Origin of the sequence: Cellulomonas sp., assembly GCF_015234515.1 — a bacterium.
In the GTDB taxonomy this organism is placed as follows: domain Bacteria; phylum Actinomycetota; class Actinomycetes; order Actinomycetales; family Cellulomonadaceae; genus Cellulomonas.
The window spans coordinates 125,347-146,519 of sequence record NZ_JADGMY010000010.1 but is presented as its reverse complement, the minus strand read 5'-3'; the positions used below and the strand labels follow the sequence as shown (position 1 = coordinate 146,519).

Sequence of the window (21,173 nt, the reverse complement as noted above, 5' to 3'; positions counted from 1 at the left end):
GCTGGGTGGTTGCGGGAGGTAGCCTCCGGTCATGATCGGCAGTCTTGTAACCGGCGCGCGGGAGGTTCGTGCTCCGCTTGCGGTCGGCGTCATTCTCGCGGCGGCCTGGTGGTTCAGCTTTGGCAAGTTTTTTCCCGCCGCGCCCGCCGCGACAGGGCTCCCAGAGTTCTTGTATCGGACAGTTGATGTGCTCGGCCCAAGTGTCAGTCTCGCCGCGGGGGGTTTCGTCTGCTATCTGCTCGGTTCGATCCTGGTCAACGGCGCCCCAAAAATGGCTGAGTTCTTCGTCGTCGGCGCACAGCGGGTTGCCGCTTGGCTGTACATCAAGTACTCCAACGATGATCGACCGCTTGAAGCGCTGCGCTTCGCGGCCAACGGGATGAACCCACTCCTCGCAAGCAGGTGGCGCGAAGAGCAAATGGCGCGCAAGGTGTCGGGTTCCGTGGGCTCGCATCTGCGGGTGCGAGTAGAGCGAGATATCGCTCAGATCCATCCGACCGTCCTGCGCGTGATCGCGGAGGAGGAGCACGAAGCGTTCCGTGAGGTTGTCCGCAACCCGGCAGAGCCCGGGATGTCTGATGCAGATGTGCGTTCCGATTTGCTTGAGGCGACACTCTGGCGCATCGACCAAGAGGCTCCGGGGCTCGTTGTGAGGCTTCAGGTCAAGAGCAAGGAACTTTACGACGAGTGGGATCGGCTCTCGGCTGAGGCTGATCTGCGCACTGCCGTGCCGCTGCCGCTCGCGATCTTGACGGCAGCGCTCGCGATCTCCTGGTCGCCCTGGTTCTGGCTGGCAGGGCTTCTTGCGCCGCTGTTATACGCGCAGGGTCGAGGTTATCGCCAGCGTGCCACCCAGATCGTTCTTGCTGGGCTCATCGAGGGTGTGATGGAGTCGCCAACCCTGGAGGCGCTGAACCTTCGAGTCGAGGTACTTAAGCACAAGATGGGCGTCGAAGCAGGCGTCTGAGTGCCGCACGGTTCCGCCGTGTCGAGCCGTGGAGCACCCGGGGTAGTGGCCCGAGGTTTCAATGAGGCACGAGCGAGCTCGCGTTCACCCCGAGGGCGTCGGTGAGGCTGTAGAGGCTTCCGAGGCTGATGCTGCGTTCGCCTCCCTTGACTGCGCCAACGTAGGTCCGGTGCAGGCCTGAGCGGTCAGCGAAGTGCTCCTGGGAGATTCCCCTAGCCGTTCGCTGTTCCCGCACGGCGTCGCCCAGGAGCCGCAGTCGGGTGCTGAGGTCCTCGCTATGCGCCGCCACATCGCGATAGTCGACCGGCGCACTCTATGAGTCGACAGACTACGAGCAGCATCCTCTTGTGGCGGTCTGGAGAGTGGACGTGTGCGGCCTGAGTCAACGGTACGTCGAGGCGGAGACGCGGGCGGAAGTCGAAGACCTGGTTCGGCATGCCCTGCTGGAAGCGCTCGACGTGCGTGCGGTCCCCGCACCCCGAGAGATCGAGCGGGTCTATATGAAGGCTGGCCCGCTGCAGCGCAAGAAGCTGCTGGCTCGACTCGACCGTCTCACCAACCCCGCGAGCGCCAGCACTCCAGATCGGCGCTGCGCAGGCTTGAGCGTGAGGTGAAGAGAGCTCGTCAGGAGCGGGAGTGGGCCGAGGGTCACCCTCGTAGTGCGCCACCCGTATCGCCTGACGTGATCGACCAGTCGGCGCGCCTTATTGCGCTGCGGCACGTAGACCTGAGCTACGTCCGGTTGCCGCAGTGGGATCGTCACTCGCCGGTCCACACGGAACGCCCGTAGCGCGTTGAGCTGCGGCGATACCTGGTGGCTAGCGGACCTGCTGCTCGAGGAGCATGCCGACCAGCAGGGCGAACGGGTCGTCCTCGAGTAGGCGATCCGCGCCTGCATCGCCCGTGATCCACAGGGTCATGAATCCATCGTCTCATCCGGTCTACGAGGCAGCCGCAGGTGCGGCGGAGCAAGGACCGAGGGTGTCTCCGGCCCTGTCCCGCGACGTGAAGGACTCGGGCTCGCCCATCGAGGTGGGGAGATCGAGTCCCGTGTCGGATGCGAAAGGCTCAGATTTTCACCCGTTTGCACGCCGCGGTAGTGGCATGCATGGACTGTATGGTCAAGCGCATGAGTGAGGAGTCGAAGCCCGCCGCAGAGCCGGGGAAGGCGAAGCGCTCGCGCATCAGCCAGGCCGATATCCCGGCTATCAGCCTCGAGAAGGCGCTGCGGGTGCCGCGAGCAATCGCCGAGAACTACGCTTCGCACCCGACTCGCCCCTTTGACGTGGCAGCCGCGCTAATGGTCCAGCCCTCATCGGGAGGCTTCCGCGTCGAGTGTGGCGCGGCGATCGGCTATGGCCTCACTGAGGGTGGACCTAACGCCCCAGAGATCTCCCTTACAGCGCTCGGTGCTCGTGTCGTCACCCCGACAGAAGTTGATGACGACACGAGGGCATTGCGTGAGGCGGCCCTGAAGCCGACCGTGGCGAACCAGTTCTACTCCAAGTACAACGGGTCCCCGCTTCCGCCGAAAAGTATCGCAGAGAACGTGTTGGCCACCTTCGCTGTCCCGCGTGACCGTACTGGCGACGTCTACGATCTTCTCATCGAGAACGCGCGATATGTCGGCCTGCTCAAGTCCATCAAGGACAAGGAGTACATCGACATCGCTGGCCCATCGAACGGCGGCGTTCCCGGGGGCCCTGTCACCTCGGCGGCCGTTGGCGAGGGGACCTCGGCTTCTTCGCCAAGCGCAATAGATGACGGGCTCTATACCGGCGGCGAGGAGGAGTTCGAGGATGTCGTTGATGCGCCGCCGCAGTCCATCTCTGGTCGCGAGCCTAGCAAGAACGCGATCTTCGTTGGCCATGGTGGCAACAGGAAGCCGATGGAGCAGCTTGTCAAGATCCTCAATGAGTACGGAATTCCGCACAAGGAAGCCGTGGATTCGGCGAACACCGCCCGTCCTATCCCGCTGAAGGTTGCAGAAACCATGCGAGAGTGCGGTGCTGCGATCCTAGTCTTTACCGCCGACAAGGAATATTTCGACGCGGAGGGAAACTCCGTTTGGCGGCCAAGCGAGAACGTGTCCCACGAGCTGGGTGCCGCCTCAGTGCTATATGGCGAGCGCATTGTAATCTTCAAGGAACGAGGCATTGATCTGCCTTCGAACTTTAGCAGTATCGGCTACATCGAGTTCGAGAAAGACAAGTTGAGCGACAAAGGCATTGAGCTGTTTCGAGAGTTGGTCAGTATGAAGATTCTCAACTTCTCGATTGGCTGATCAGCGGCACGAAGCTGGTGTCAGAGTTCTCAGCCACCCGCTTCAGGACACTTTCATGGAGCGCGTCGCAATCCGCCACATCTTCCCTGGCGTCCATCCTAAGGGGCCATGTGCCTCACTCCTCTCTGCTCGAGGAGCATCCCCAGGAGAAGTGCCAACGGATCCTCCGTGAGGAGCCGGTCTGCGGTCAGATCACCCGTGAGCCAGAGCGTCATGGTGCGATTCTGGCAGCCCTCGATGAGGGACGACTCGCGACGGGAGCCGATCTGCCTCTGCGGGCCGCGCGGACGGTCGGGCTACGAGGCGGTCACCGGGACGAGATCGATCTGCAGCGACTCGTGGTGGTGGTCGTCCACGGGCCAGTCACCGGGGACGCTGACGACGACGCGGGTGCGGCCGTGATGTGTCGAGACGAGCACCTCGTCGTTCGCGTCACCGACCGAGAGGGTCCCGGCCGGGGTGTCGAGCGCGCCGTCGAAGAGCGCGCGGCGGTCGCCGAGGTCGGCCTCCTCGGCGAGCAACCTGACCGTGATCTCGACCATCGCCAGCTCGAAGTCGTCGTCGAACGACGGCACGTCGGCCTCGTGCCGCACCAGGGCGACCAGCGCCCCGCTCGCCGCCGTGGTCGCGGCGTCCGGATCGACGTCAGGGATCTCGCCCTCGGGGTCGCTCACGATCACGATGCCCCACTGGAACGATCGGGTGATGGTCGTCGTCGACAGCGGCTGCATCACTGGATCGTAGGGGCCCGCGCTCAGAGCCGACGTGCCGCGAACGACAGCATGGTGGGGATCGTGGCGAACCAGCGCTCGTCGTCGGTCCACGCGTCCCGCGGGGCGCGGTGGTGGGGGAGGGACGGCGGCTCGTCCAGGTCCACGACCGCCAGGCCGGCGTCGCGCAGGCGGTGGACGTACCAGGCGAGGGGCCGGTGGTAGTGACGGTGCCCGCCGAAGTCGTCGATCCACCACTCCTCGTGCCCGAGGTAGCCGGTGACGCGGCGGTGGCGCTCCGCGTCGTACACCGGCTGCTGGCGGAAGAACGCGGGATGCAGGATCGACGCGACGAGCACGCCGTCCTCGGTGAGCCGGGCGGCGACGTCGGCGAGCAGCCGGTCGAGCTCCGGCAGGTCCATGAGCACCATGTGGCTCACGGCCACGTCCACGCGGTCCGGCAGGCCGTCCGGGAGACCCGCGGTCAGGTCGGCCACCTCGAACCGCACGCCCGGGTGGTCGGCCCGCGCGCGGGCGACGAGCTCGGCGCTGCCGTCCACGCCGACGACGCGCGCGCCGCGGCCGGCGAGCGACGCCGCGAGCCACCCGTGGCCGCACCCGAGGTCGAGCACGTCGGGGGTGCCCGGCGGCAGCCACCGGTCGAGGAACGGCTCGAACCTGCGCCGGAACGAGTCGTCGGGACCGCCCACGGTCGAGGCGTACGTCCGCGCGGACCGGTCCCAGGCGGCGAGGTCGGCAGTCGAGCGGGCCACCGGGCCATCGTCGAGGCACGGGCGCGTGCGCACAAGGGTCGCCGGGGAGGGATGTGGACGAACCGGACACCCGGCCGTCGTTTCTCGCTACCCTCGGCGCGCTCCGACGTCCTCCGGTCGACGAGCACCGACGGACGAGCGAGGGAGCGACGTGCGGACCCGACTGACGTACCGACGCCCGGTGGCGGACCGCACCGTCGAGGTGGACGTCGTCGTGACCGCGGACGCGGGCGCGACCGTCGCCGACGTCGCCGACACGTTCGTGCGGGCGGAGGCCGTTGCCGGACGGGTCGTCTCCGGTCCGGTCACGCTGGCGCTCTCCCCACCGGACGGTGGGGCGCCGCGCACCCTGGCGTCCCGTGCCGGCCTCGCCGAGGCGGGCCTGCGTGCGGGCTCGACGGTCGGCCTGACGCCGGTCGTCGACGAGCCGTCCGGCACGGGCGTCGCGCCGCAGGACGCGCACGCCCGTCTGACGGTGGTCAGCGGCCCGGACGCCGGCCTGGAGGTCCACCTGCCGCGCGGCACGACGACGGTCGGCCGCGGACGGCACAGCGACGTGCGGCTCACCGACGCTACGGTCTCCACGACGCACGCGCGGGTGGTGGTCGGTGACGCGGTCGAGGTGGTCGACGACGGGTCGTCGAACGGGGTCGTCATCGGGTGGGGCCGGGTCGAGCGCGCGGCCGTGGGGCCGCGGGACTACGTGGTGCTCGGCGAGACCATCCTCACGCTCACGCGCGTGCGGCCCGCGGACGGCTCCGGCGACGGGTCCGCCGTCGTGGCGTTCAACCGGTCTCCCCGGGTCGTGCCGGTGCACCCCGAGCGGACCGTGGAGGCGCCCGCACCACCCGAGCCGGCACGGCCCGGACGCTTCCCCGCGGTGGCGCTGGCTGCGCCGGTCGTGATGGGCGCGGTGCTCTACGCGATCATGCCCCGCCCCACGACGCTCGTGTTCCTCGCCCTGAGCCCTCTGCTGCTCGTCGCGGGCTGGGTCGACAAGCGGTTCACCGAGCGGCGGCGGCTCAAGGAGGAGACCGCGGCGTTCCGGACGTCGCTGGACGCGCTCGACGCGGACCTGACGGCGGGGCTGCAGGAGGAGCGGCTCGCGCGCCTGGGCGAGCTGCCCTCGACGGGGCAGGCCGTCCGCGCTGCTCGTGACCTCGGCCCCGTCCTGTGGTCGCGGCGCCCCGGCGAGCCCGCCTTCCTGACCCTGCGGCTGGGTGTCGGCACGTCGGCGTCCCGCACGACGCTGCGGCTCCCGCCCCGCGGACGAGCGAGCGCCGAGCACTGGGCGCTGGTGGAAGAGCTGCGCGACCGGTTCGCCCACGTGGACGGTGTGCCCGTCGACGTCGCGCTGCGTGACGTCGGTGCGGTGGGTGTCGCCGGTCCGCGGGCGCAGGTGGACGACGTCGCGCGGGCCCTCGTCGCTCAGCTGGTCTGCCTGCACGCGCCGTCCGAGCTCGTCGTCACGGGCGTGGCGTCGTCGTCCAGCCGGGACCGGTGGGACTGGCTCAAGTGGTTGCCGCACGTCGCCTCCCCGCACAGCCCGCTGACGGGTCCGCACCTGGCGGCCGACCCCATGACGTCCACCCGGGTCGTCACGGCGCTCGAGGAGCTGGTCGCGGCGCGGCAGGCCCTCGGGCGGCACGGCGGGGCGGCCGAGCCCGCCGTGCTCCTCGTCGTCGAGGACGACGCGCAGGCCGAGCGCGGGCGGCTGGTCCGGCTCGCCGAGGACGGCCCGGGCGTCGGCGTGCACGTGCTGTGGTGCGCGGCGCAGGTCGACGGGCTGCCCGCCGCGTGCCGCGCCTTCCTCGCGGTCGACGACACGGGGGGACGGGTGGGCAGGACGCGTGACGGCCGGTGGGACGCCGTCACGTGCGAGCGCGTCGACGTCCCCGCGGCGACGGACCTCGCACGTCGGCTCGCTGCCGTCGTGGACGACGGGACGCCCGTCGTCGACGAGTCGGACCTGCCGCGCTCCGTCGGGCAGCTGAGCCTGCTCGGGCCGGAGGTCGCCGACGACCCCGGGGCGGTGGTCGAGCGCTGGCACGAGACGGGCTCGGTCCTGGCGCGCACCGGAGCCGCCGTGCGGCGCCGGGGGGACGCGGGCCTGCGGGCCGTCGTCGGGCAGGGCGCGACCGGCCAGTTCGTGCTCGACCTGCGCACGCAGGGGCCGCACGCGCTCGTCGGCGGGACGACGGGGTCGGGCAAGAGCGAGTTCCTGCAGTCGTGGGTCCTGGGCCTGGCCACGGCGCACAGCCCGGACCGGGTCACGTTCCTCTTCGTCGACTACAAGGGCGGCGCGGCCTTCGGCGAGTGCGTGGAGCTGCCGCACGCCGTGGGCCTCGTCACCGACCTGTCGCCGCACCTCGTGCGGCGGGCGCTCGTCTCCTTGCGCGCCGAGGTGCGCCGGCGCGAGCACCTGCTGCAGCGCAAGGGCGTCAAGGACCTGCTCACGCTGGAGCGCACGGGCGACCCCCAGACACCACCGTCGCTCGTCATCGTCGTGGACGAGTTCGCGGCGCTCGCGGCCGACGTGCCCGAGTTCGTCGACGGCGTCGTCGACGTCGCGCAGCGGGGCCGGTCCCTCGGCCTGCACCTCGTCCTGGCCACGCAGCGGCCGGCGGGCGTCATCAAGGACAACCTGCGCGCCAACACGAACCTGCGCATCGCGCTGCGGATGGCCGACGAGGCGGACTCGACGGACGTCCTCGGCACGCCGCTCGCAGCAGGCTTCGACCCGGCGGTCCCCGGCCGCGGTGCGGTACGGACCGGTCCCGGGCGGTTGGCGCTCTTCCAGGCCGGGTACGCGGGTGGGCGGTCGAGCGCGACGCCGCCACGCGCCGCCGTCGCGCTCGAGAGCCTGGAGTTCGGTCCGGGCGAGCCCTGGGACCTCCCGGCGCCGGTCGACGCCCCGCTGCCGGACGACGAGGGACCGACCGACCTCGAGCGGACCGTCCGCACGCTGCGGGCGGCGGCACGCGCCGCGGCGATCCCCCCGCCGCGACGCCCGTGGCTGCCCGAGCTCGCGTCCGTGCGGGCGCTCGAGGACGTCGTCGACCCGGCGCGGCCCGGTGTCGTCCTGGGTGTCGTGGACCGGCCCGCGCGTCAGGAGCAGCACCCGTGGGTGTGGGACCCCGACGCCGAGGGGTCGTTGGTCGTCCTCGGCACGAGCGGGTCGGGCAAGTCCACCGCGCTGCGCACGCTGGCGGTCAGTGCGGCGCTCGGTGTTCTCGGGGCGGGGGGCCCGGTCCAGGTCCACGGCCTGGACCTGGGGTCGGGCGGCCTGGCGATGCTCGAGGAGCTGCCCGTCGTCGGCTCGGTCGTCGACGGCTCGGACACCGAGCGGCTGCAACGCCTGATGCGTACCTTGCGCGCCGCGCTCGACGACCGCGCCACCCGCTACGCGGCCGTGCGCGCCGGTTCCCTGACGGACTACCGCGCGCTGAGCGGACGGCAGGACGAGCCGCGGTTGCTGCTCCTGATCGACGGGCTGGCCGCGTTCCGCGAGGCGCACGAGGCCGACGCCGGCCGGACCGGCGCGTGGTCGGTGCTCCAGCGGCTCGTCGCCGAGGGGCGGCCGCTGGGCGTGCACGTCGCGATGTCGGCCGAGCGGCCCGGCGCGCTGCCCACGTCGCTCGCGGGCAGCGTCGCGCGGCGCCTCGTGCTGCGGCAGGCGGACGAGAGCGCGTACAGCGTCCTCGACGTTCCTAAGGACGTGCTCGGTCCGCAGTCCCCGCCGGGTCGCGGGGTCTTCGCCGGCGAGGGCGACGAGCTGCAGGTCGCCGTCCCCGGGGGCAGGACCGCACCGGCCGAGCAGGCGATGGCGATCACCGCCGTCGCGCGGCGGCTGCGTGCGGCCGGCGTGCCGCAGACGCCGCCGGTGCGTCGGCTGCCGACGGTCGTCGTGGCGTCGAGCCTGCCGGCCACCGTCGACGGCCTTCCCGTGCTCGGCGTCGCCGACGACACGCTCGCCCCCTGCGGCTTCGCCCCGCGCGGCACGTTCCTGCTCGCCGGGATGCCCGGGTCCGGCCGGACGACCGCGCTCGTCTCCTTCGGCGACGCACTGCGGCGCGCGATGCCCGCTGCGTCCCTGTACTACGTGGGCGCGCGGCGCTCCCCGGTGCGCGAGCGCGTCGACTGGACCGGCACCGCGGGCACGCCCGACGAGATCGCGACCCTGGCGCGCGACCTGCTGCCGCAGCTCACCGCGGCGCCGGCCGACGGCGCCCCCGTCGTGCTCGTCGTCGAGGCGATCGCCGACCTGCTCGGGGGGCCCGCGGAGCAGGCGCTCACCGAGGCGGTCCGCACCGCACGCCGCAACGACCACTTCGTGCTCGCGGAGTCCGAGACGAGCACGTGGGGCTCGTCGTGGCCGCTCGTCGCCGAGGTGCGCAACGGGCGCCGCGGCCTCGTGCTGCAGCCGGACCACATGGACGGTGACGCGCTGTTCCGCACGGCGTTCCCCCGGATGGGGCGTGCCGAGTTCCCGCCGGGGCGCGGTGTGCTGGTGGAGCAGGGGCGTCTGAGACGCGTGCAGCTTCCCGTCTCCGACTGACGGTCCGTCGCGGCGGAGCCTGTGGACAAAGCAGGACGACCCAGGACGAAACTCGCTAGCGTCAGCGCCGGTGCGCGGCACCACGGCGGGGACGGACCCCGCCGCCACGAGCAGCAGGGGAGTGCCACATGGCGAACATCGACGTCAGCTACCAGGAGATGCGGGACGCGGCGACGCGCCTGACCGCCGGGCAGGACGAGATCACGAACCGCCTGGGTGAGCTGCGGGCGTTCATCGAGTCGCTCGTGTCGTCAGGCTTCGTCACCGACCAGGCGTCGGTCGCGTTCGGCGAGTCGTACCGCCAGTTCACCCAGGGGGCGACCGACACCGTCTCCGCGCTGACGTCGCTGGGCGAGTACCTGCGCGCCGCGGCCGCGACCCTTGAGGACGCCGACGCCCAGCTCGCCGCCGGCCTGCGCGGCTGAGCACGGGGGCGCCCGCCCCTCACCGTCGACACCGAGGACGGACCGGCGACACGCGCAGCCGCCCACCGGGAACCTCGCCGGTGGGCGGCGCACCCGCGGGGAACGGGCCGGCCCGTCAGCCCGGGTGCGCGAGCTCCGCGAAGACCACGACGTTCGCCGTGTAGTGGCGCACCGACCGGTCCCACTCGCCGCCGCAGGTGATCAGGCGCAGCCCCGCGTGCTCGATGTCGCCGTACACGGCCGCCGTCGGGAACTCGTCCTTCGGGTGCTCCTGCACCGCGGTCACGACGAACACGGGCGTCGTCCCGTCGGCGCGTCCCACCCGGACCTCGTCGCCGACGGACACCTTCGCGAGGTCGTAGAAGACCCCGGGTCCGGTGGTCCAGTCGACGTGACCGGCGATGACCGCCGGACCGAGCTCACCGGGGGTCGGCGCGCCGTCGTACCAGCCCGCGGGGAACCCTGCCGGTGGCACCTCCATCGTGCCGTCGTCCTGCAGGCCCAGCCGCATCAGCTCGGAGTCGACACCGATCGCGGGGATCTCCACCCGGACGGGGACGGAGGCCGCCATCACCGGTGGCCGCTCCGACCCGACCGTCGACGCCTCCGCGGACGGCGTGGGCCGCGCGGCGACGGCCGAGGACGTCGGCGCCGGTGCGACGGCGGGCGCGGTGCTGCAGGCGGTCAGGGCGACGACGAGCACCGTCGTGCCCGTCGCGGTACGCCACCACCTCATGCTGCAGCCGGCTGCGTCACGCCACCGGGGACGGACGACGCGCGCGCTGTCGTAGGACGCCGGCGACCAGTGCGACACCCCCCACGAGGGCGAGAGCCACCGGAGCGCCGACCGACGACCCGACGCTGCTGCCGTCGCCCGTCTCCACCCCGCCGACCGGCACGCGCGGGACCTGCGGGCCGCTCCCGGCACCCGTGCCGGTGCCCGTGCCGGCTCCCGACCCCGTGCCCGGGGCAGCGCTCGCGCCGTCGCCCGGGACCGGTCCGGCGGTCGCGCCGGGGCTCGCGGTCGCGCTGGGCGAGGCGCTCGGCGTCGGCGTCGCGCACGACGGGCGGATGATCGTGTTGGAGTCCAGCGTCACGGCGCCGTCGCGCGCCAGGACACGACCGTCGACCGTCGCCCCCGTCGTGAGGGTGATCGACGTCAGGGCCATGACAGTCCCGGTGAACTGCGTCCGCACGCCCAGCGTGGCCGAGCTGCCGACCTGCCAGTACACGTTGCAGGCCTGTGCGCCGTTGACGAGGGCGACGGTGCTGTCGGTCGCCGTGATCAGCGTCGACGGGGTCTGGAAGACGAAGACGGCGTTCGGGTCGCCGCCGCCGTCGAGGGTCAACGTGCCGGTGAGACCCAGCGCGCCGCCCGAGGAGTACACGCCCGACGTCAGCGTCAGACCCCCGAGCTCGACGGGCACCGCGAGGACCGGCCCCTGGCCCGCAGCCTGGTCGTAGGCGGTGACGAGGTCCGTCTTGGCCTGGTCGGCGACCCCGTCGGCCGCGTGGGTCGCGCCGGTCTGCGTGATGGAGCCCGCGCCCGTGATGGACGGCGTCGGCGACGTGCCGATGTCACCGGCGACGGTCGTCGACCCCGTGTTCGTGATGCCGGCGCCCGCGAGGATCGCGAAGCCGTCCGCCGTGGCCAGCGGAACCGGGACCGGGGCCGCCTGAGCGCTCGGCGCCAGGGCGACGGCGAGGGCCACCGCGGCGGCGAGAGTGACAGCGGCTGCCGTCCGTCGGCCCGTGTGTGTTCGTGCGACCGTTGTGGTCCTCATGTGGCGCTCCTTCGCTGCCTGGGTACAGGTCGGAGCGATAGCCCCCCCGCCCGGAAGTTATGCCCGACGCCACCGGAGCGGACCGGATGTGGTGCACTGCACGCTGCACTTCACCCGGTCCGTCCGCCCCCGTCGGGCGACCGGCCCGTGAGCGCGGTCCCGGGCCGCCCGGTGCGGGAGGCGTCAGCCGGTTGCGCAGCAACGCGAGCAGCCCGCGGGTGAGCCGCGTCGACCACGCTCCCGGACGGCAGCCTGACCCTCAGGGTGCCGCCGTCCCGGCGGGGCTGTACGCGATCACGGGACGGCCCGTCACCGGGTGCGTGAGGACGTGCGCGTCCACGCCGTACACCTCGCGCATCAGCGCGGGCGTCAGCACCTCGGCCGGCGGCCCGGCGGCGGCGAGCCGTCCCGCGGACAGCACGAGCACGTGCTCGCAGTACGCCGCCGCCAGGTTGAGGTCGTGCAGCGCGGCCACGGTCGTCACCCCGAGCCCGCGGACGAACCCCAGGAGCGCGAGCTGCGCGCTGACGTCGAGGTGGTTCGTCGGCTCGTCGAGCAGCAGCAGCGACGGCTCCTGCGCGAGGGCGCGGGCGATGTGGACGCGCTGCCGCTCGCCACCCGAGAGGGTCGCCCACGGGCGCTCCGCCAGGTGCGCGGCCGACGCCGCCGCCAGCACCCGGTCGACCGCACCCGCGTCCGTGTCGGTGCCCCAGAGGGTGCGGTACGGGATACGACCGAGCGCGACCACCTCGCGCACGCTCAGGGGCACGGCCGCGTCGGACGACTGCTCCAGCAGCGCGACGTGCCGCGCGCGGACCCGCCGGGCCATGGTGTGCACCGGCACCGTCGGTCCGGGGTCGCGCGCGCCGGGGTCGCTGACGAGCACGGCACCGGCCTGCGGCTCCAGCAGGCCCGCCACCAGACGCAGCAGCGTCGTCTTGCCCGCGCCGTTCGGCCCGAGGAGGCCCGTCAGCGCACCGGGCGGCGGGGTCGCGTCCACGCCGTCGACGACCCACCGCCCCCCGAGCCGCGTGCCGACGCCGGCGATCGTCAGCTCCACGCGGCACCTCGCCCCCGGCGGAGCAGGACGGCGAACACCGGGACCCCGATGAGTGCGGTGACGATCCCCACGGGCAGCTCGCGCGGGTCGAACACCGTCCGCGCGAGGGTGTCGGCCCACACCAGCAGCACCGCGCCTGCGAGCCCCGCGACGGGCAGCAGCCGGCGGTGGGCCGGGCCGGTCACCACCGACACGGCGTGCGGCAGCACCAGCCCGACGAACCCGATCGCCCCCGAGACCGCGACCATCGCGCCGGTGAGCAGGGCCACGAGCGTCATCATCGCCCAGCGCGTGCGGTTCACGTCCACACCCAGGGCGGCAGCGGCCGTGTCCCCGAAGGTGAACGCGTCGAGCCGCCCCGCGGTCAGCAGCACGGTCGTCCCGACGACGACCAGGGCGCCGGCCGCGATCGCGACCGACGTCCACGTGGCACCGGCCAACGACCCCATGAGCCACGACAGGATCTCGCGGTACGAGTCACCGGTCGCGGTCCAGAAGATGACGAACGACGTGGCCGCGGCGGCGAGCTGCGAGATCGCGAGTCCCGCGAGCACGGCGCGCGTCGGCGTCAGCGTCCCGCCCGTACGGGCCAGCGTGAGCGTCGCCACCAGCGCCGCCAGGGCTCCCGCGAACGCGGCGACCGGCAGCAGCAGGCCGACACCGAGGACCAGGACCGCGACGGCGCCCAGCGACGCACCGGAGGACAGGCCGAGCAGGTACGGGTCGGCGAGCGGGTTGCGCGTCATGGACTGCATCACGGCGCCGGCCACCGCGAGCCCCGCACCGACCGCCGCGGCGGTCAGGACGCGAGGCAGCCGCAGGTCCCACACGATCGCGTCGTGCAGGCGCGGCACGTCCGGAGAGCGCAGCCCCAGGTGCGCCAGGACCGAGCGCACGACCTCCCCGACGGCCAGGTCGGCCGGGCCGATCGTCACCGCGACGAGCAGCGTGACGACGAGCGCGACCGCGCCGACGCCCACCAGGACCGCCAGGGGTGGGCGCAGCGGGCCCCGCGGCCCGGCGCCCGGGACGTCGGCGGACGTCGCGTCGCGGGGTGCCGGCCCGGCCGGTCGTGTGCTGTGTGTGGGCATCGGCGCAGGTCAGCCCGCAGCCGTCGCGTCGGGGGCGGGGGAGTCGGCGTCGAGGGCCCGCGCGGCCTCGGCGAGGTCCGCCGCGGCCTGCGCGTTGCGGACGCCCGCCTCGCTCGCGGCGAACGGCACCACGACGTACCGCTGCTCACGCACGGCGGTCAGCTGGGACGCGGCGGGGTGCGCCGCGAGGAAGTCCTTCTTCTTCTGCGCCGAGTTCCACGCCGAGTCCACGAGGACGAGCACGTCGGGGTCGGCGGCGACGACCTGCTCCCACCCGACCGACGTCCAGGTGTCGTGCACGTCGGCGAAGACGTTGGTCAGCCCGGCGGTCTCCAGCAGCATCTGGGGCGCCCCGATGCCGGCGCCGACGTACGGCGTGTCGGTGCCGGACGACCACCACACGGCCGTCTGCCCGTCGGCCGGCTCGATCGCGTCGAGCGTCGCGCGCTGCTCCGCCACCATCTCGGCTGCGGCGTCCGGGACCCCGAAGACGTCGCCGACCTCGCGGATCTCGGCCAGCACGTCGTCGAACGTCAGCGGGTCGGGCTGGTAGCCCGGCGCCTTGCACGCGCTGGGGGAGACGTAGGTCGCGATGCCGAGGGCGCCGAGGGCCGACCGCTCGCCCGCGCCGTCGGCACTGAGGTTCGACTCCCAACCCGCGTAGACGAGGTCGGGCTCGACCTCCAGCAGGGCCTCCTGACCCGGGACCTTCTCGGACAGCACCGGCACGTCCGCCGCGTCGTCGGCCCAGCGCTCCGGCACGGGGCCGTCCGCGAAGGCGGTGCCCACCAGGGCGTCGGCCAGGCCGAGGGCGAGCAGCATCTCCGTCGTCGAGGACTTGATGGCCACGACGCGCTGCGGCGGTGCGTCGAACGTGACCTCGGTGCCGCAGTTGTCGAGCGTGACGGGGGAGTAGCTGGCCGGGCCGGAGGAGGCGCTGGCCGCGGGGCCGGCGCCAGGCGCGTCCGTCGCGCACGACGCGAGCAGGAGGGTGCAGGAGGCGGCCGCGGCGACCAGCGCCGACCGCCGTCCCGTCGAGGTGCGTGTGGGGGTCGCGGTGACGCGGGTGGTCTGACGGCGGGCGCGAGGCATGGTCTCTCCGGAGGTCGCTGCCGTGCACGCCGTCGGGCACGGGAGGGAAGGGGACGGGCGCACGTCGCGCCGCGGAGGACCGTCCCAGCAGGGGGCGGTGCGACCCGACCAGAGCGACGGTCAGGTTCCGACGAGCCACCCTAGGCGCTCGACCCCCGCGACGTGCAAGCGCACAGCGACGAGCGGCGGGCCTGACGATCCAGGCCCACCGCTCGTCTCCTGCTGCCTACCGGTCGCTCAGGGGCCTCAGGCGGCCGCGCACGTCACGGTCGCGCCGGCACCGTTCCCGGTGCCCTGGAACCCGAACGTCGTGCTCCCGCCCGCGCTCACGTTCCCGTTCCAGGGCGCGTTCGTCACGGTGAGCGCGGAGCCGCCCGTCGACTGCCCGTTCCACACCTGCGTCGCCGTGGCACCGGACGGCAGCGTCACGGTGACGCGCCAGCCGTTGATCGCGCTGCTGGCGGCCCTGACCGTCACGTCGGCGACGAACCCGTTGGGCCAGCTGTTGGCCAGCCGGTACGAGGCGGTGCACCCGCTGCCCGGGCCCGGGGTGGGCGTGGGGGTCACGGACGGGGTCGGGGTGACCGACGGCGTCGGCGTGACGGACGGCGTGGGGCTGACCGACGGCGTCGGCGTGACCGTCGGGGTCGGCGACACGGTGGGCGTCGGCGTCGTCGTGGGACCGGGGTCGACCTGGGCCCACGCGTCCTTGAGGAACGCGGCGATCGTGTCCCAGCTCGGGTTGGGGCTGCCCTGGGTGACGGTCTCCCGGCACCCCTCGACCGTGCGGACCGTCTGCTGGCCGTAGCGCGACGCGCTCGTGACGTCCGCGTGGCTGTGGCCGGCGCCCGGCACGGAGAAGAACTGGGTGTCGACGCAGGCCGCCTTGAGCGCGTCGTAGAAGATCTCCGTCTGGGCGTGGGGCACGACGTTGTCGCTACGACCGTGCAGCAGCATCATCGGCGGGTCGGCCCGGTCCACGTACGTCAGCGGGTTGGCCTGCCGCACCTTGTCGGGGCAGGTGGGCGTCGCGCAGCCGAGCAGCTGCCCCTCGGGCGCGTTGATGCTGTCGTGGTCGATGAACCCGCCGGGGTCCTGCTCCTTCATCCGCGAGAAGTCGGTGGGACCGAAGAAGTCCACTCCCGCCTGGACGTCGCTGGAGACGCCCGTGGTGCCGACGCGGCCCTCGAGGAAGGCGTCGCCGTTGGAGACGGCGGCCATCGCGGCGACCCAGCCGCCCGAGGAGTCGCCCATGCTGGCGAACCGCGCGGGGTCCAGCCGGTACTGCGTCGCGTTGCTGCGCAGGAAGCGGATCGCCGCCTTGACGTCGTGCACCTGCGCGGGGAACTTCGCCTGCGAGCTGGAGCGCACGCTGACGCCTGCCACGGCGATGCCGCGCGGGTTGAGCTGCTGGGCGATCGCGCTCGCTCCGGACTTGCCGTCGTCGGACGTCCACGCGGAGCCCGTCGACCACACGACGAGCGGCCAGGGCCCCGCGCCGTCGGGGACGTAGAGGTCCAGGAGGTGCCCGCGGCTGCCCGCCGGCTCCGCCGGGGCGTACGCGACGTTGGTGATGGTCTGGACGGCCTGGGCCGGCGTGCTGACGGCGGCGACGGCCCCCGCCGCGACCAGCGCGACCGCTCCCATCCATGCTGCCGTCCTGCTGCGCGTTCTCGTCATGGCGATCGTTCCCCTCGACGCGGTGATATCGATCCACACTCTGGGCCCGTGGGTGCTGTCGCCGCGACGGACGAAACCATTCGGTTGGTACACCAACCGCTTCTCGGTGTGCCCGATGGGGCCCGTCGGCGTGAGAGCCCGATCCGACCCCGGCCCCCGTGCGATGCTCGTGCGACACCCGCACCCTGACCGCAGGAGACCCGCATGACCTCGTCGACCGACCGTCCTCGCCGCGCTCTCGTCACCGGCGCGTCGTCCGGGATCGGGGCTGCGACCGTGCGCCGCCTGCGCGCCGACGGCTGGGACGTCGTCGCGACCGCGCGCCGCGGGGACCGGCTCGCCGCGCTCGCGCAGGAGACCGGTGCCGACACGGTGGTCGCCGACGTCACCCAGGACGACGACGTCGCCGCGCTGCTCGCGCACGTGCAGGAGACCGGCGGCCTGGACGCGGTCGTCAACAACGCGGGCGGCGCGCTCGGGCAGGACACCGTCGAGGACGCCGACCTCGACGGCTGGCGCACGATGTACGAGCTCAACGTCCTCGGCACGCTGCGGGTGACGAAGGGCGCGCTGCCGCTGCTGCGCGCGAGCGGTGCGGGTGACGTGCTCGTCGTGACCTCGACGGCGGCCCACGGCGCCTACCCGGGCGGCGCCGGCTACACGGGCGTCAAGCACGCCGAGCGCATGCTGGCCACGACGCTGCGCTGGGAGCTGGTGGGGGAGCCGATCCGCGTCATCGAGATCGCGCCCGGCGCCGTCGCGACCGAGGAGTTCTCGCTCGTGCGGTTCGCGGGCGACGCCGAGCGGGCGGCCAAGGTCTACGAGGGCTACCAGCCGCTGGTCGCCGACGACGTCGCGGACACGATCGCCTGGACGCTGTCGCGCCCGGCTCACGTGAACGTCGACCTCCTGGTCGTGCGGCCACGGGCGCAGGCGAACAACACGACGACCGCCCGCACAGGGGTCTGACGGTCGGCGGCGCTCGGGACGGCGTCCGCGAGAGGCCGAGGTGCGGTGTCGGCACCGCGATCTACGCTGACCAGGTGCCCCCCGTCGAGACCTCCACGACGCGTGCCCTCCTGCGTCTCGTGCGCTGGGCCCGCCCGGCGCTGCCCCGCGTGGTCGCCGGTGGCAGCGCGACGCTGCTGGCGAGCCTCATCGCGCTGTCCGTGCCGCAGGTGCTGCGCGGTGTCGTCAACGGCCCGCTGCTGACGGACGGCTCACGCGTCGCGGTCGTGCAGGCGGCGCTGCTCGTGCTGCTGCTGGGCGTGCTCGAGGCGGTGCTGGTGTGGGCGCGCCGCGCGCTGATCGCGACCCCCGGCACGGGCGTCGAGCGGACCATGCGCACGGACCTGTTCCGCCACCTGCTGGACCTGCCCGTCGCGACGCACGACCGGTGGTCCGGCGGGCAGCTCCTGCAGCGGTCCATGGGGGACCTGCACACCGTGCGCCGCTGGATGGTGTTCGGGCTCGTGCAGCTCGTCGTGTCCTCGACGACCGTGCTGGTCGGCGGGGTGCTGATGATCGTGACCAGCCCGCTGCTGGGCGTCGTGTACCTGCTGGGCGCGGGCCCCGTGATCTGGCTCGGGTTCCGGTTCCGGCAGCACTACAAGGTCGTCGCGCGGCGTGCGCGTGACCAGGCCGGGGACCTCGCGACGCGCGTCGAGGAGTCCGTGCACGGCATCCGCGTGCTCAAGGCGTTCGGGCGGGGCGACGACGCGCTCGACGACTTCGTCCAGCAGGCGGACGACCTGCGGGGCACCGAGCTCGACAAGGCGCGCGCGCAGTCGCGGATGTCGTTCGCGCTCGCGTGGATCCCCGAGACGACGCTCGCCGTCGCGCTCGGCGTGGGCGTGTGGCTCGCCGCGACCGACCGGGTGAGCGTGGGTGCCCTGGTCGCGTTCTTCGCGACGGCCGCCGTCATGACGCGGCCCGTGGAGAGCCTCGGGATGCTGCTGGCCATGACGCTCGACGCGCGTGCCGGGACCGACAGGTTCCTCGAGGTCATGGACACCACGCCCACGCTCGCCGACCCGGAGCGTCCCGTCCCGCTGCCGGTGGCGCCGCCGGGCGGCACGCGCGTCGAGCTGCGGGACGTCCGGTTCGCGCACGGCGCGGGCTCACGCGAGGTGCTGCGCGGCGTCGACCTGGCGCTCGAGCCGGGGGAGACGATGGCGCTCGTCGGCCTGACGGGCAGCGGCAAGACCACGCTCCTGCAGCTGGTGCCGCGGCTGTACGACGTGACGGGCGGCGCGGTGCTCGTCGACGGCGTGGACGTGCGCGACGTGACCCGTCACGACCTGCGTGGTGCGGTGGCCGTCGCGTTCGAGGACCCGATCCTCTTCTCGGCGTCCGTGCGGGACAACGTCCTCATGGGGGTGCCCGCCGAGCGGCTCGCCGCGATGAGCGAAGCCGAGACCGCCGAGGTCCTGCGGACCGCGCTCGACGTGGCCAGCGCCGGTTTTGTCGACCGGCTGCCGCACGGTGTCGACACCATGATCGGGGAGGAGGGCATGAGCCTGTCCGGTGGCCAGCGGCAGCGTGTCGCCCTGGCGCGGGCGATCGTCGGCCGCCCGCGCGTCCTGGTGCTCGACGACCCCCTGTCGGCGCTCGACGTCGCGACCGAGGCGGCAGTGACCGCAGGGTTGCGCCGCGTGCTCGCCACGACGACGACGCTCGTGGTCGCGCACCGCACCTCGACGGTCGCGCTCGCCGACCGTGTCGCCGTGCTCGAGGACGGTCGCATCACGGGCGTCGGCCGGCACGCGGACCTGCTCGCGACGCACCCGCACTACCGCTACGTCCTCACGGCGGAGGCCGACGGCGACGGCGCGCCGGCCGGCGCCGCGCCCGGACCGGACGGCAGCGCGTCGCGCGACGTCGCGGAGGCGCACCGGTGACCGCGACGACCGCGCGGGGCGGCGTCCCGGGCCCGCCGTCCGACGAGCACGGCGACGCCGGTCCCCGGGAGGTCCGCCGCCGCTCGCTGGGACTCCTCGCCTCGCTCCTGCGCCCCGTCACGCGCCGTGCCGCGCTCACCGCGCTCGTCGTGGTCGTCGCCCAGCTCGCGCTCGTCGCCGGGCCGGCGCTGGTCGCGGTCGGCATCGACCGGGGTATCCCGGCCCTGCGCGCGGGGGACGCCGGGCCGCTGCTCCTCGTCGCCGGCGGCTACGCCGTGACGGCGCTGGTCGCGGGCCTGTTCACCGCCGCGACGGTGCGCCTGGCCGCGACGGTCAGCCAGGCGGTGCTGCTGGACCTGCGCCGTCGCGTCTTCCGGCACACCCAGCGGCTCAGCCTGGAGTTCCACGAGCGGTACACCTCGGGCCGGATCATCTCGCGGCAGACGTCCGACCTCGACGCGCTGCGCGAGCTGCTCGACGGTGGCGTCACGACGCTCGCTGCGAGCGGCCTGGCGATGGTCTTCACCGCGGTGGGGCTGACGCTCCTGGACTGGCGCTCCGGACTCGTGCTGCTGGTCGCCGTGGTGCCCGGCGTGGTCCTGACCCGGTGGTTCCAGGTGCACTCGCAGGCGCAGTACCGCAGGTCACGTACCGCGGTCGCGCGCGTCATCGTCCGGTTCGTCGAGACGATGACCGGGATCCGCGCCGTGCAGGCGTTCCGTCGCGAGCAGCAGGTCGCGCAGGTCTACGACGTCGAGGCCGAGGAGTACCGCGCGGCGAACGCCGAGGCGATCCGGGTCAACGGGGTCTTCGACACCGGTCTGGTGCTCATCGGCAACGTCACCGTGGCGGCCGTCCTGCTGGTCGGGGGCCTGCGGGTGCTCGACGGTGCGCTCGACGTCGGCGTGCTGGTCGCCGCGGTGCTGTACGCGCGGCGGTTCTTCGCGCCGCTCGCCCAGATCGGCATGTTCTACAACTCCTTCCAGTCCGCGACCGCGGCGCTCGAGAAGCTCTCGGGGCTGCTCGCGCAGGAGCCCACGGTGGCCGACCCCGCGCACCCCGTGCGGCTGCGCGAGCCGCGCGGTGACGTGCGCTTCGAGGGCGTCGAGTTCGGGTACGGGGACGGTCCCACCGTCCTGCCGCTGCTCGACCTGCACGTGCCCTCGGGGCAGACGGTCGCGCTCGTCGGCGAGACGGGGGCGGGCAAGTCCACGGTCGCCAAGCTCCTCGCGCGGTTCTACGACCCCCGAGCCGGAGCGGTGCGCCTCGACGGGATCGACCTGCGCGACGTCGACCCGCACGACCTGCGCACCGCGATGGTGATGGTCACCCAGGAGGCCTACCTGTTCTCCGGGTCCGTGGCCGCCAACATCGCGCTCGGACGTCCGGACGCCACCCAGGCGCAGATCGAGCAGGCCGCACGCGCGGTGGGCGTCCACGACCTGCTGGCATCCCTCCCGGACGGGTACGACACCGACGTCGACACGCGCGGCGTCCGGCTGTCCGCCGGCCAGCGTCAGCTCGTGTCGTTCGCCCGTGCCTTCCTCGCCGACCCGGCGGTCCTCGTGCTCGACGAGGCGACGAGCTCGCTGGACATCCCCGGCGAGCAGCTCGTCCAGGAGGGTCTGCGCACCCTGCTGACCGGACGCACGGCCGTCGTCATCGCGCACCGCCTGTCGACGGTCATGCACGCCGACCGCGTGCTCGTCGTCGACGGCGGCCGGGTCGTGGAGGACGGCAGCCCCGACGACCTCGTCGCCGCCGGCGGCCGCTTCGCGACCCTGCACGCACAGTGGCAGGACTCGCTGCGCAGCACCTGACCAGCGACCGAGGCCCGCAGCACTACGGT

The 21,173-nt window shown here is 73.2% G+C and carries 17 protein-coding genes and 2 pseudogenes; 8 read left to right on the top strand and 11 right to left on the bottom strand.

Annotation, left to right across the window (positions count from 1 at the left end; translation table 11 throughout):
- Window positions 1-31 precede the first annotated feature (31 nt).
- Entirely contained in the window at window positions 32-967 is a 936-nt protein-coding gene (locus IR158_RS02995; protein WP_291809319.1) for a hypothetical protein, read from the top strand.
- A 58-nt stretch (window positions 968-1,025) separates the two neighbouring features.
- On the opposite strand, the gene IR158_RS19320 is transcribed toward IR158_RS02995, so the two are convergent.
- Window positions 1,026-1,202, bottom strand: coding sequence for a helix-turn-helix transcriptional regulator (locus tag IR158_RS19320; RefSeq protein WP_366928403.1), 177 nt, complete (start codon window positions 1,200-1,202; stop codon window positions 1,026-1,028).
- A gap of 112 nt (window positions 1,203-1,314) precedes the next feature.
- On the opposite strand from IR158_RS19320, the gene IR158_RS02990 reads away from it, so the two are divergent.
- Complete coding sequence (locus IR158_RS02990; protein ID WP_291809317.1) at window positions 1,315-1,581, top strand: hypothetical protein; 267 nt, start codon at window positions 1,315-1,317, stop codon at window positions 1,579-1,581.
- A 210-nt stretch (window positions 1,582-1,791) separates the two neighbouring features.
- Here IR158_RS02990 and IR158_RS02985 read toward each other — a convergent pair.
- Window positions 1,792-1,887 (bottom strand): annotated as a pseudogene (locus tag IR158_RS02985) (Fe-S cluster assembly protein HesB); the annotation flags it as partial.
- A 209-nt stretch (window positions 1,888-2,096) separates the two neighbouring features.
- Here IR158_RS02985 and IR158_RS02980 point away from each other — a divergent pair.
- The gene (locus tag IR158_RS02980) at window positions 2,097-3,251 is read left to right on the top strand and encodes a TIR domain-containing protein (protein ID WP_291809315.1); all 1,155 of its coding nucleotides are present in this window, start codon (window positions 2,097-2,099) and stop codon (window positions 3,249-3,251) included.
- 122 nt (window positions 3,252-3,373) lie between these two features.
- Here the strand turns inward: IR158_RS02980 and IR158_RS02975 are convergent.
- From IR158_RS02975 to IR158_RS02965, 3 genes and pseudogenes are all read right to left on the bottom strand, one after another.
- Window positions 3,374-3,466 (bottom strand): annotated as a pseudogene (locus IR158_RS02975) (Fe-S cluster assembly protein HesB); the annotation flags it as partial.
- Window positions 3,467-3,547: 81 nt separating this feature from the next.
- A complete protein-coding gene (locus IR158_RS02970; RefSeq protein ID WP_291809313.1) occupies window positions 3,548-3,982 on the bottom strand; it encodes a hypothetical protein in 435 nt (144 codons plus the stop codon).
- Window positions 3,983-4,005: 23 nt separating this feature from the next.
- The gene (locus IR158_RS02965) at window positions 4,006-4,734 is read right to left on the bottom strand and encodes a class I SAM-dependent methyltransferase (RefSeq protein WP_291809311.1); all 729 of its coding nucleotides are present in this window, start codon (window positions 4,732-4,734) and stop codon (window positions 4,006-4,008) included.
- A 181-nt stretch (window positions 4,735-4,915) separates the two neighbouring features.
- On the opposite strand from IR158_RS02965, the gene IR158_RS02960 reads away from it, so the two are divergent.
- Window positions 4,916-9,292: an FtsK/SpoIIIE domain-containing protein gene (locus tag IR158_RS02960; protein ID WP_291809308.1), complete on the top strand. Its 4,377-nt coding sequence runs from the start codon at window positions 4,916-4,918 to the stop codon at window positions 9,290-9,292.
- A gap of 128 nt (window positions 9,293-9,420) precedes the next feature.
- The gene (locus IR158_RS02955) at window positions 9,421-9,717 is read left to right on the top strand and encodes a WXG100 family type VII secretion target (protein ID WP_227564326.1); all 297 of its coding nucleotides are present in this window, start codon (window positions 9,421-9,423) and stop codon (window positions 9,715-9,717) included.
- A gap of 115 nt (window positions 9,718-9,832) precedes the next feature.
- Here IR158_RS02955 and IR158_RS02950 read toward each other — a convergent pair whose 3' ends face one another.
- The 6 genes from IR158_RS02950 to IR158_RS02925 form a co-directional block, all read right to left on the bottom strand.
- The gene (locus IR158_RS02950; protein ID WP_291809303.1) at window positions 9,833-10,453 is read right to left on the bottom strand and encodes a class F sortase; all 621 of its coding nucleotides are present in this window, start codon (window positions 10,451-10,453) and stop codon (window positions 9,833-9,835) included.
- Window positions 10,454-10,469: 16 nt separating this feature from the next.
- Window positions 10,470-11,501, bottom strand: a complete 1,032-nt coding sequence (locus IR158_RS02945; RefSeq protein WP_291809301.1) for an ice-binding family protein — start codon at window positions 11,499-11,501, stop codon at window positions 10,470-10,472.
- 259 nt (window positions 11,502-11,760) lie between these two features.
- On the bottom strand, window positions 11,761-12,561 hold the full coding sequence (locus IR158_RS02940; RefSeq protein WP_291809299.1) for a putative F420-0 ABC transporter ATP-binding protein: 801 nt from the start codon (window positions 12,559-12,561) through the stop codon (window positions 11,761-11,763).
- Window positions 12,552-13,652 (bottom strand): putative F420-0 ABC transporter permease subunit, encoded by a 1,101-nt coding sequence (locus tag IR158_RS02935; RefSeq protein ID WP_291809297.1) that lies wholly within the window; start codon window positions 13,650-13,652, stop codon window positions 12,552-12,554. Before IR158_RS02935 ends, IR158_RS02940 begins: the two co-directional genes overlap by 10 nt.
- A gap of 9 nt (window positions 13,653-13,661) precedes the next feature.
- Window positions 13,662-14,744 carry a putative F420-0 ABC transporter substrate-binding protein gene (locus tag IR158_RS02930; protein WP_291809295.1) on the bottom strand — a complete coding sequence of 361 codons (1,083 nt, stop codon included), beginning with the start codon at window positions 14,742-14,744 and terminating at the stop codon, window positions 13,662-13,664.
- A gap of 246 nt (window positions 14,745-14,990) precedes the next feature.
- Window positions 14,991-16,391, bottom strand: a complete 1,401-nt coding sequence (locus IR158_RS02925; RefSeq protein WP_291809292.1) for a cellulose binding domain-containing protein — start codon at window positions 16,389-16,391, stop codon at window positions 14,991-14,993.
- Window positions 16,392-16,628: 237 nt separating this feature from the next.
- Here IR158_RS02925 and IR158_RS02920 point away from each other — a divergent pair, with 237 nt between their 5' ends.
- The 3 genes from IR158_RS02920 (at window position 16,629) to IR158_RS02910 (ending at window position 21,144) form a co-directional block, all read left to right on the top strand.
- A complete protein-coding gene (locus IR158_RS02920) occupies window positions 16,629-17,393 on the top strand; it encodes an SDR family oxidoreductase (protein WP_291809289.1) in 765 nt (254 codons plus the stop codon).
- A gap of 74 nt (window positions 17,394-17,467) precedes the next feature.
- On the top strand, window positions 17,468-19,324 hold the full coding sequence (locus tag IR158_RS02915; RefSeq protein WP_291809286.1) for an ABC transporter ATP-binding protein: 1,857 nt from the start codon (window positions 17,468-17,470) through the stop codon (window positions 19,322-19,324).
- Window positions 19,321-21,144, top strand: a complete 1,824-nt coding sequence (locus tag IR158_RS02910) for an ABC transporter ATP-binding protein (protein WP_291809283.1) — start codon at window positions 19,321-19,323, stop codon at window positions 21,142-21,144. The genes IR158_RS02915 and IR158_RS02910 overlap by 4 nt, the downstream gene beginning before the upstream one ends.
- Window positions 21,145-21,173 lie beyond the last annotated feature (29 nt).

Excerpts from the sequence above, each read along its gene's own strand:
- IR158_RS02995 (WP_291809319.1), top strand. The coding sequence starts at position 32 with ATGATCGGCAGTCTTGTAACCGGCGCGCGGGAGGTTCGTGCTCCGCTT.
- IR158_RS02945 (WP_291809301.1), bottom strand. The coding sequence starts at position 11,501 with ATGAGGACCACAACGGTCGCACGAACACACACGGGCCGACGGACGGCA.
- IR158_RS02955 (WP_227564326.1), top strand. The coding sequence starts at position 9,421 with ATGGCGAACATCGACGTCAGCTACCAGGAGATGCGGGACGCGGCGACG.
- IR158_RS02930 (WP_291809295.1), bottom strand. The coding sequence starts at position 14,744 with ATGCCTCGCGCCCGCCGTCAGACCACCCGCGTCACCGCGACCCCCACA.
- IR158_RS02925 (WP_291809292.1), bottom strand. The coding sequence starts at position 16,391 with ATGGGAGCGGTCGCGCTGGTCGCGGCGGGGGCCGTCGCCGCCGTCAGC.
- IR158_RS02920 (WP_291809289.1), top strand. The coding sequence starts at position 16,629 with ATGACCTCGTCGACCGACCGTCCTCGCCGCGCTCTCGTCACCGGCGCG.
- IR158_RS02970 (WP_291809313.1), bottom strand. The coding sequence starts at position 3,982 with ATGCAGCCGCTGTCGACGACGACCATCACCCGATCGTTCCAGTGGGGC.
- IR158_RS02950 (WP_291809303.1), bottom strand. The coding sequence starts at position 10,453 with ATGAGGTGGTGGCGTACCGCGACGGGCACGACGGTGCTCGTCGTCGCC.
- IR158_RS02935 (WP_291809297.1), bottom strand. The coding sequence starts at position 13,652 with ATGCCCACACACAGCACACGACCGGCCGGGCCGGCACCCCGCGACGCG.
- IR158_RS02980 (WP_291809315.1), top strand. The coding sequence starts at position 2,097 with ATGAGTGAGGAGTCGAAGCCCGCCGCAGAGCCGGGGAAGGCGAAGCGC.